The sequence below is a fragment of the Rhodothermales bacterium genome (assembly GCA_013002345.1).
Lineage (GTDB): Bacteria > Bacteroidota > Rhodothermia > Rhodothermales > JABDKH01 > JABDKH01.
In genome coordinates this window covers 1-8,847 of record JABDKH010000083.1, presented here as the reverse complement: position 1 = coordinate 8,847, position 8,847 = coordinate 1, and the positions used below count along the sequence as shown (strand labels likewise).

The window sequence follows — 8,847 nt, the reverse complement described above, 5'->3', positions numbered from 1 at the left end:
CTCGTCTTTCATGTTGATCTCGTAGAGGGCCAATGAGATTTCGGCCGCGATGTCCGACGAGATAGGCTGGATTCGTTGGTACAGCCCCACCTCCATGCTGGTACCGGTCTGAGGCTCGAGCACGTCGGATGAAAGCGCGATCTGGAACGGAGGGAAGGGTACCGGGATGGCCCGCTGATCATAGAGCTGATCGAATGTCGGCGCCTTGAAGGAGCGAGAAACGTTCGCGTACAGGTTGCCAACTGCATTGCGGTGGCTGACAAAACGGTAGTTGGCGCCTACCTTCGGACTGAAAGCTGTGTGGGTCGTATTTCTGGATTCCGCTCCAGCCGGGGTGAACGAATCGCGCAAGACGTCGAAGCGGCCGCCGGCCGTTATCCGCAGTCGGCTTGCGGGCTCGATCGAGTAATGAATGTACGCGGCAGCGGTTTGTCGGCTGCCGGATCCTTCAGCGGCAAGCGTGGAGGCTGGTTGCGGCGGCGCGGCACTGTAGTCGTCGAGTGTGCCGGTCAGCAGAGCAGAATAGTCCGTATCGATCCAGGCGCTGGAGGCATCAATACCGGCAGTGATTGTGCCGGGGACGAACGTCAGATCTGTCGAGAGCTGGATGTTGGCGGACAGGTTGATGTCGGTCAGGTCTCGCTGCTGGGTGTCGGCGAAGTCCGCACTCAGCGGCACCGTTTCAACGACGTCAGTTGTACGGATCTTGCCGGTTGTTCTGAACGAGAGCTGCCCGTCGTCCCAGACCCGGTGATTGCCAGAGACGCCGAGTGTGTGGATGCCTTCGTTCACCCGGTCGAATCTGAAGTACGCGAGTGTTTCGGTCGGTGTCGATTCCGCAAGGTCCTGAAACAAAGGCCCCGGGATGGCCGCATCGGAAAGGAAGTGCAGCGTCGAGAGATTGATTTTCGACTTGTCCGTTGACAGTAGATTCAGCGAACCTCCGAGCGACGCGATTTCGCGGTCGGCGTTGTCGCGGAAGCCATCAATGCGGCCGTAGTCACCGAACAGGTGGAACTGACGATCCGCGACGGTACCCCCGTAACTGAGTTCTGCCTCAAACGGCACGGCGGTTCCGGCAGTGACGGACACAATGCCGCCCCGACGATCAGGGTCGGTCACCAGATTGATCACGGCACCCAGTGCTGCATCGCCAAACAGGGCAGAGCTCCCGCCACGCAGTATCTCTACAGAGGCAAGACTGTGGAGGGGCAGCATGTTCCAGTTGACGAGTCCGGATTCGCCGTCTCCGAACGGTACACCGTCGATCTGAAGCTGCACATATTCCGCCTCGCCGCCTCCGTAGAAACCGCGGACAACCGGCTGCGGGTCGTACCCGAGACCGTCGAGGCTGAAGAAGGAGAGACCCGGTGCCGTAGCGAGCCAGTCCGCAATAGATCGCGACGGCAGGCGATGCATCGATTGAGGCGACAGCACGGACATAGCGGACGTGGTTCGGGCGACGATCGCAGAGGTGCGCTCGGCGGTCTTCGTGATGCTATCCAGTTCGTAGACTCGCGTAGTATCGAGTTCGGCACGCTGCGCAAGAGCGGGGCCTGAGAGGCCGAACAAGATGAGCGGGAGCAGGAGGGATGCCGATCGTCGCAGTGACTTCATTCCGGTTGTGGAGAGCTTCGTGTTCTGGCGTTCGATAACGGTGAAAGAGATTTGCGTGTGGACAATCGGAGTTGGAATACGCGGCCTGCGGCTCGCCCGGTAGTTTCGGAAAGCCCATCCGCTTACGACCCAGCCGGACTCCGGTTCGCCGTGGACCTGACCGAGTGTGTTGTACAATCCGGTGTGATCACGCGCACGGTCGGTGTGCCGGGCACCCGGTGTCGGCCAACTCACGCGCCCCTGATCAATCCTGCCGAACGATTGTCCGGCTGGCCCGCCGAAAGCTGAGGCCGTTCCGGTTGATCGGCACGCAGTCCTAGTACCGCGGGATAGACGGATTGATCTCGTCGCTCCACGCCAGAATACCACCCGACACATTGCGCACGCGCTGGAACCCGGCATCAAGTAGCAGCTTGGTGCCGCGGGCGGACCGGGCTCCGGATCGGCACAACACCACGATGTCATCGCTTCTGGACGCCTCGATGTCCTCGATCCGACTTTCCAGTTCGTGGATCGGGATGAGTTGGTCGTAGTGAATGCTGGCAATGTCCAGTTCGTATTGGTTCCGGACGTCGAGCACGAAGGGCGGAGCGGCTGTATGCAGTTGCGCAGCCAGGTCCCTCACAGAGATCTCCGGGACATCTGTGTGCATGTCAGCGGGATGTCCGAGCGGTGGAAGACCGCAGAACTGCTCATAGTCGATGAGATGAGTCTGGGTGGGGTGATCTCCACAGACCGGGCAATCAGGGTTGCGGCGAAGGCGCAGTGTCTTGAGCGTCGCTGTGAGTGCATCAAGTAGAAGCAATCGTCCGACGAGTGGGTCGCCGATGCCCAGGATCTGCTTGATGGCCTCGCTGGCTTGCAGAGATCCCACGATTCCTGGGAGCACTCCGAGCACACCACCCTCTGCGCATGAGGGTACCAGTCCCGGCGGCGGCGGCTCAGGATATATGCAACGGTAGCAGGGTCCGCCCGGCGCCCCGAAGACGGAGACCTGTCCTTCAAACCGGAAGATCGACGCATAGACATTCGGAATTCCCGACAATACGGATGCATCGTTCACCAGGTATCGGGTGGGGAAATTGTCGGTTCCGTCGGCGACCAGGTCGTATCCCTGCAGAATATCTAGAGCGTTATCGCTGCTCAAGCGCGTCTCGTAGAGGTCCACGATGACGTTGGGATTGATTTCCAGTATCCGTTCGCGCGCCGAATCGAGCTTGGATCGTCCAACATCGGACGTGCCGTGGATCACCTGACGTTGCAGATTGGATACGTCGACCACGTCGAAGTCAACGAGGCCCAGTCGGCCGACGCCCGCCGCCGCGAGGTACAGCGCAAGGGGCGATCCGAGTCCACCTGTCCCGACGATCAGGACTGCCGCAGACTTCAGCTTCAACTGTCCCTCCACGCCTACTTCGGGCAAGACCAGGTGACGATTGTAACGCTCGTACTCTTCGGAACTGAGTGAGATGTCGCTCAACGTGGTCGTGTCATGGTGGTCATTACATATGCAGGCGTAAATGTAATGCTCGCAGGGACGATGTGAAGCGGTTCCCCCCGTGCCTCAAAGCCATCGATAAGACGATGGACAGATCATCATGTGCGGGTAGCGGTCGGGATTGCCGCCGATTCGTCGGCAATACGATTGAGCCATTTGGATAGGATCTCGCTCATGCGGGCTCGCTCGATTAGAAACGAGTCGTGTCCGGAGAGTGCATCGATTACCTCGAGTCGCGCGTTGGGGAGGTGTTTCGCGAGTTCTTCCTGCTCCGCCAGCGGATAGAGAACGTCGCTTGTGATGCCCACCACCAGAGCGGGCTGGCGGATGTTGCCGAGCGTTTCGAAGTAGTCCCCTCGTCCTCTCGACACATCGTGCGTGTCCATCTGGCGTGTCAGGTGTACGTAGCAGTTCGCGTCGAAGCGGCCGACGAGCTTTTTGCCCTGGTGCCTCAAGTAGCTTTCGGTCGCGAAGACTTCCCTCTGACCATTCGGTGGCATAATGCTTCGGCCGAACCGATCCGAAAACTCAGGATGCGACCGGTAAGATATCATGGCCATCATTCGAGCGGCAGCAAGACCCTTTGCGGGAGGACGGTCCGGCGCGTAGTGACCCTCTTGCCAGTCGGCATCGGCGAAGATTGCCTGCCGCTGCGCTTCGCTCCACCCGATGCACCACGCCGAATGCCGCCCGCCGACCGCGATCGGAACGATGGATCGAACGAGATCATCCTGGAAGGCCCATTCGAGTGCTTGCATTCCTCCCATGGAGGCGCCGATTGCGGCTATCACCCGCCGGACGCCGAGGTGATCCAGCACACGTCTGTGAGCCTCCACCGTGTCACGAACCGTGAGCACCGGGAAGTCCGGACCGAACGGCCTGCCCGTGACCGGATTGAGAGTTATGGGCGACGCCGATCCGTACGGTGACCCGAGTACATTGGCCGACACGATGTAGTACTTGTCGGTGTCCAGGGCGAGCCCGGGGCCGACGACCCCGGGCCACCAGTCGGTGACGACGCTGCTGCCTGTCAGTGCGTGGCATACGAGAACCGCGTTGTCTGCGCCGGGGCTGAGGGTACCCCAGGTTGAGAACGCGACCGGCACATCATGGAGTGCAACCCCGCTCTCGAGGTCGAGCGAGTCGAGGACAAGTGTCTCGTGTGCGGGTTCAAACGGAGGTCCTGCCTTCACATCAGGCCACCTCGACGGGCCGAGTTGCGTGTGTCAGCGCCTGAGCAAAATCAGACTTGATATCTTCAATATGCTCGGTACCGACGCTCACTCGAACGAGGTCGGTCGACACTCCGCTGGCGGTCTGTTCTGCCGCCGACAACTGCTGGTGTGTTGTGGACGCCGGATGGATAACGAGCGTTTTGGAATCACCGACATTCGCAAGATGGCTCGCCAGTTCCGTGCTTTCGACGAACGACTTGCCCGCCTGCACACCGCCACGGACTCCGAACGCAAGGACGGCGCCAAAGCCGTTCGAGAGCAGCGAGCTCGCGCGAGCGTGGTACGGATGAGACTCGAGGCCGGGGTAGCTGACCCACGCTACCTCCTCTCGTGTTTCGAGCCAGCGTGCGAGTTCGAGAGCATTCTCGCAGGCGCGCTCAACACGGAGTGAGAGGGTCTCGAGACCCTGGATGAGAAGGAAGGATCCGAAGGGACTCTGGCAGGGCCCGAAATCCCGAAGTCCCTCGACGCGGGCGCGAATGATGAAAGCGAGGTTGGCACCGAGTGGACCACCGGGGCCGAACGTCTCCCAGAAGTTCAGTCCGTGATAGCCGGGGGAGGGCGCGGTGAACGTCGGGAATCGTCCATTGTCCCACGGGAAGTTGCCGCCGTCGACGATCACACCGCCGATGGTGGTCCCGTGGCCGCCGATCCATTTCGTTGCGCTCTGCACGACGATGTGTGCACCGTGCTCGAGCGGGCGAAAGAGGAATCCACAAGCACCAAACGTGTTGTCGACGACCAGTGGCACGCCGTGTCGGTTGGCGACTTCGGCAAGTTGCTCGAAGTCTGGAATATTGAACCGAGGATTGCCGATGGTCTCCACATAGATCGCTTTTGTGCGGTCGTCGATTTGTGACTCGATTTCACCCGCGTCGTCTCCTTCCACAAACCGGACGTTGATGCCGAGTCGCGGCAGGCTGACCTTGAACTGGTTGTACGTGCCGCCATAGAGGTAGCTTGTCGAGACGATGTTGTCGCCGGCTTCTGCGAGTGTCGCCAACGCGAGGAATTGTGCCGCCTGTCCGCTTGCCGTTGCCAGTGCCGCGACGCCGCCCTCTAGTGCAGCTACGCGCTGCTCGAAAACGTCGGTGGTCGGGTTCATGATTCGCGTATAGATGTTGCCGAATTCCTTCAGCGCGAAGAGGTTGGCGCCATGCTCCGCATTGTCAAAAGTGAAGGACGTCGAAGCATAGATCGGCACGGCCCGGGCGTGCGAATGACGGTCGGGAGTATGTCCTGCGTGTAATTGCAGGGTCTCAAAGCGTGGGGGGTGTTGGTGTCCGTTCTGACCGTTGGTACTCATGAGATCGTAATTGTATTGGTTTGTCGAGCGCATCGCGATCCCGGTGGGCCACAAAAAAAGCCCCTTTCCGAGATGTGCGGAAGAGGCTTCTGTTGTAGCAGACCTGTTTCTCCCACTCATCTTTCCCCGACTTGTGCGGGGCAGGAATTGGCACCTTCCATGCGCCGGCCTTTGGGAGCGGCGCAGGGGTTGCCAGGGTTTCAACGGGCCCGAACCCTCCACCCTTCGCGATGAGCACGCTAGTGCTATGTGATTCGAATGTATGGTTTGCTGGGCGAGCAGTTCCAGTCAAATCGGGCGGCGATTATCCGGAAGCGCTTTTCTTCACAAAGCAGATTTCTGTGGCGCTGGAGGCGCCGATTTGCGTCCATACGTTGAGATTCTGAGGCTCTCGTGCACATGTTTGTAGCGATATTTATTAGGTATATATAGTTGAGAGCATTAATAAATATGACTTATACTCACCTTATTCTAAAAATTAGTAGTAGTATTCTACCATCGAGCACGCATTTAGTAACTAATCAACATCTGATATGCTTCGCAAAGCACTTTTGCTCGCTTGCGCCACGGTCTTCGTGAGCACGAGCGATGCCTTCGCGCAGGAGGCTGACTCTGCGATTTCCAGCGCTGACACGGCCTGGCTACTCATCTCAACCGCACTTGTGCTCCTGATGACCCCGGCTCTCGCGTTCTTCTACGGCGGGCTTGTCCGGGCGAAGAATGCACTCAGCACCATGATGATGAGCTTCGTGGCATTGGGAATATCCGGAGTGCTGTGGGCCGTCATCGGCTACTCCCTTGCGTTCGGCGAAGGGGGCGTGTTCATCGGCGACCTGTCGATGGTGTTCCTTCGTGGCGTCGGGCTTGAGCCGAGCGGATCGATTCCGCACCTGCTTTTCATGGCCTTCCAGGGGACGTTCTTCATCATCACCGCCGCCCTGATCTCCGGTGCGGTCGTGGAGCGAATGCGCTTCAGTGCTTACGTAGCATTCATCGCGCTTTGGGGGGTCCTTGTGTATGCGCCCGTGTGTCACTGGGTCTGGGGCGGCGGATGGATTGGAGAACTCGGCGCGCTGGATTTCGCCGGGGGTGCTGTCGTACACGTAAATGCGGCGGCGGCGGCCGTCGTTGCGGCTCTGGTACTCGGCAAGCGCCGCGACTACGGTCGTCTTGCTTTCCTTCCGCATCATGTGCCGTTTGTATTACTCGGGGCCGGCCTGCTGTGGTTCGGTTGGTTCGGCTTCAACGGAGGCAGCGCACTGGCAGCAGACGGCATCGCAACGCTCGCGTTCGTGAATACGATGCTGGCGCCGGCCGCAACGCTGGTCGTCTGGAACATCATTGACTACCGACGGACCGGGAAAGTGACCGCGGTGGGCGCCGCTACTGCCATTGTCGTCGGACTCGTCGCTATCACGCCGGCTGCCGGCTTCATCTCGCCGATGTCCGCCATCGTACTCGGAGGGATCGCTGCTCTTCCCAGCTACTACGTGATCATCTGGCGAGCCAGAACACGTTTCGATGACTCACTGGATGTGTTCGCGGCTCACGGCGTCGGCGGCATCACGGGCGCTCTTCTGGTCGGCATACTCGCTGAGTCGGCGTGGAACGGATCCGTCGATGGACTCCTGTTCGGCAATGCGGCGCAGCTTGGCATCCAGGCTCTCTCCATCGTGGCCGTCTTTGCGTATAGCGCCGCGCTCACATTCCTCATTCTGAAGGGGATCGGACTCGTAATCGAGCTGCGACCCGACAAGAGCTCGGAGGGGAGGGGCCTCGATGTCGTAAATCATGGCGAGGAGGCTTACTCGGACGGCGAGGGCGCGTTGCTATTGCTCGACGACGAATTCAACGGTAACGGTCATGCGACGACATCACGGTCTGTCGCTGCCGTTGCGTAATCACGTTGTCACCTTCATGTAACGTTTGAACAGAATACAATGAAACTGATCAAAGCTGTTGTCCGTCCCGACCGCGTAAACGCAGTTCTTAAATCACTCTTCCAGGCCGATGTGCACGGGTTGACGGTTACGCGTGTTCGCGGACACGGCGGTGAGAGTGATGTTGAGGAAACGTACCGCGGGACGACAGTCAGGATGGAACTGACGGATAAGGTCATGATCGATATAGGCGTATCCGAGCCTTTCGTGGAGGCAACGGTGAAGGCGATCCTGTCGGCGGCCCATACCGGCGAGGTCGGAGACGGGAAGGTGTTTGTGCTGCCCGTTGAAAAGATCTATCGCATTAGAACGGGCGAGGAGGACAGGGCGGCCGTGACGCCTGTTCTGGAGTAGCGACAGGACTGCCTTCACGTCGGCAGCCGTCGGATGACTGTTGCGCATTTCTGACTACCCGTGAAATGGGATTTTCCCTACGCCTGCATCGCCGGGCAGTTGGGATCATGCGTCTTAACGTTGTCATCATCAGTTATCCAGATCCCAGGGTGGTTTGTATGAGCAAGTCATCATTTGTGACGCCGATCGTCATTCCGCTGCTGACACTTCTGACCGGCTGTGTTTTTCTTCCAGTCGGTCGCTCACCGTACGTGTCCGCTGAGGGGAACCTCACGTATCACGTGGTCAAGAACACGGATTTGAATCCTGCCGAGGATACGGCCTTCGAGGGTGATGTTGATGACGGTAAGTTGGGAGGCTTGATAGCAGTTGGCTATCCGGTTTTACCGTTCGCGGACGTCGAGGTGGGCTACCTGAAACTTGGGGATGTCGACTTCGACGGGCGATACACGTTCATGGGTACGCAGTCGACGGATGTGGGGACTATCAGCGGTTGGGGCATTCGAGCCGGTGCTGTCGGCCGACTGCCGGTTCCCGGCCGATTCACCCCGCTAGCCAAACTGGGAATCGTCCGATGGAAGCTGTCCGAGGATGAAGTTTTCGCCGGCGTGCCCGAGTCTCACGAGGCGTCGGGTATTGACCCATACTTCGGACTCGGTGTCGAGGTGGACCTGCCGAGCGTGCTTGCCTTCCGGGTAGGATGGGACTACTACACAGGTATCGGCGATGAGGACGAGACGGGCCGTGGTTCCGCGAACCAGGTGTCGGCGGGGTTGGTGGCGCGGCTGAAGTAGACAGCGCGTCGTGGGGATACCCAGACAGCGAACATGACGCCCGAAAACTGCGGACTCTAGCTGGCCTCGCGTGTCTGTTCGTCCAGGATGCGCTGGATACTGG

At 59.5% G+C, this 8,847-nt stretch carries 7 protein-coding genes and 1 riboswitch; of the genes, 3 read left to right on the top strand and 4 right to left on the bottom strand.

Annotation, left to right across the window (positions count from 1 at the left end):
• From HKN37_04320 to HKN37_04305, 4 genes are all read right to left on the bottom strand, one after another.
• On the bottom strand, positions 1-1,617 hold a 1,617-nt coding region (locus HKN37_04320), incomplete at its 3' end, for a TonB-dependent receptor (protein NNE45867.1).
• A gap of 316 nt (positions 1,618-1,933) precedes the next feature.
• Positions 1,934-3,097, bottom strand: coding sequence for a molybdopterin-synthase adenylyltransferase MoeB (moeB, locus tag HKN37_04315; protein ID NNE45866.1), 1,164 nt, complete (start codon positions 3,095-3,097; stop codon positions 1,934-1,936).
• Between the two features lie 116 nt (positions 3,098-3,213).
• Entirely contained in the window at positions 3,214-4,308 is a 1,095-nt protein-coding gene (gene metX / locus HKN37_04310) for a homoserine O-acetyltransferase (GenBank protein ID NNE45865.1), read from the bottom strand.
• 1 nt (position 4,309) lies between these two features.
• Complete coding sequence (locus HKN37_04305; GenBank protein NNE45864.1) at positions 4,310-5,656, bottom strand: O-acetylhomoserine aminocarboxypropyltransferase/cysteine synthase; 1,347 nt, start codon at positions 5,654-5,656, stop codon at positions 4,310-4,312.
• 113 nt (positions 5,657-5,769) lie between these two features.
• Positions 5,770-5,893: riboswitch (SAM riboswitch) on the bottom strand.
• 296 nt (positions 5,894-6,189) lie between these two features.
• On the opposite strand from HKN37_04305, the gene HKN37_04300 reads away from it, so the two are divergent.
• The 3 genes from HKN37_04300 to HKN37_04290 all read left to right on the top strand — a co-directional run bounded on the left by HKN37_04300 (position 6,190) and on the right by HKN37_04290 (position 8,744).
• Complete coding sequence (locus HKN37_04300; GenBank protein ID NNE45863.1) at positions 6,190-7,557, top strand: ammonium transporter; 1,368 nt, start codon at positions 6,190-6,192, stop codon at positions 7,555-7,557.
• A 39-nt stretch (positions 7,558-7,596) separates the two neighbouring features.
• Complete coding sequence (locus HKN37_04295; protein NNE45862.1) at positions 7,597-7,950, top strand: P-II family nitrogen regulator; 354 nt, start codon at positions 7,597-7,599, stop codon at positions 7,948-7,950.
• A gap of 158 nt (positions 7,951-8,108) precedes the next feature.
• On the top strand, positions 8,109-8,744 hold the full coding sequence (locus HKN37_04290) for an outer membrane beta-barrel protein (GenBank protein NNE45861.1): 636 nt from the start codon (positions 8,109-8,111) through the stop codon (positions 8,742-8,744).
• Positions 8,745-8,847 lie beyond the last annotated feature (103 nt).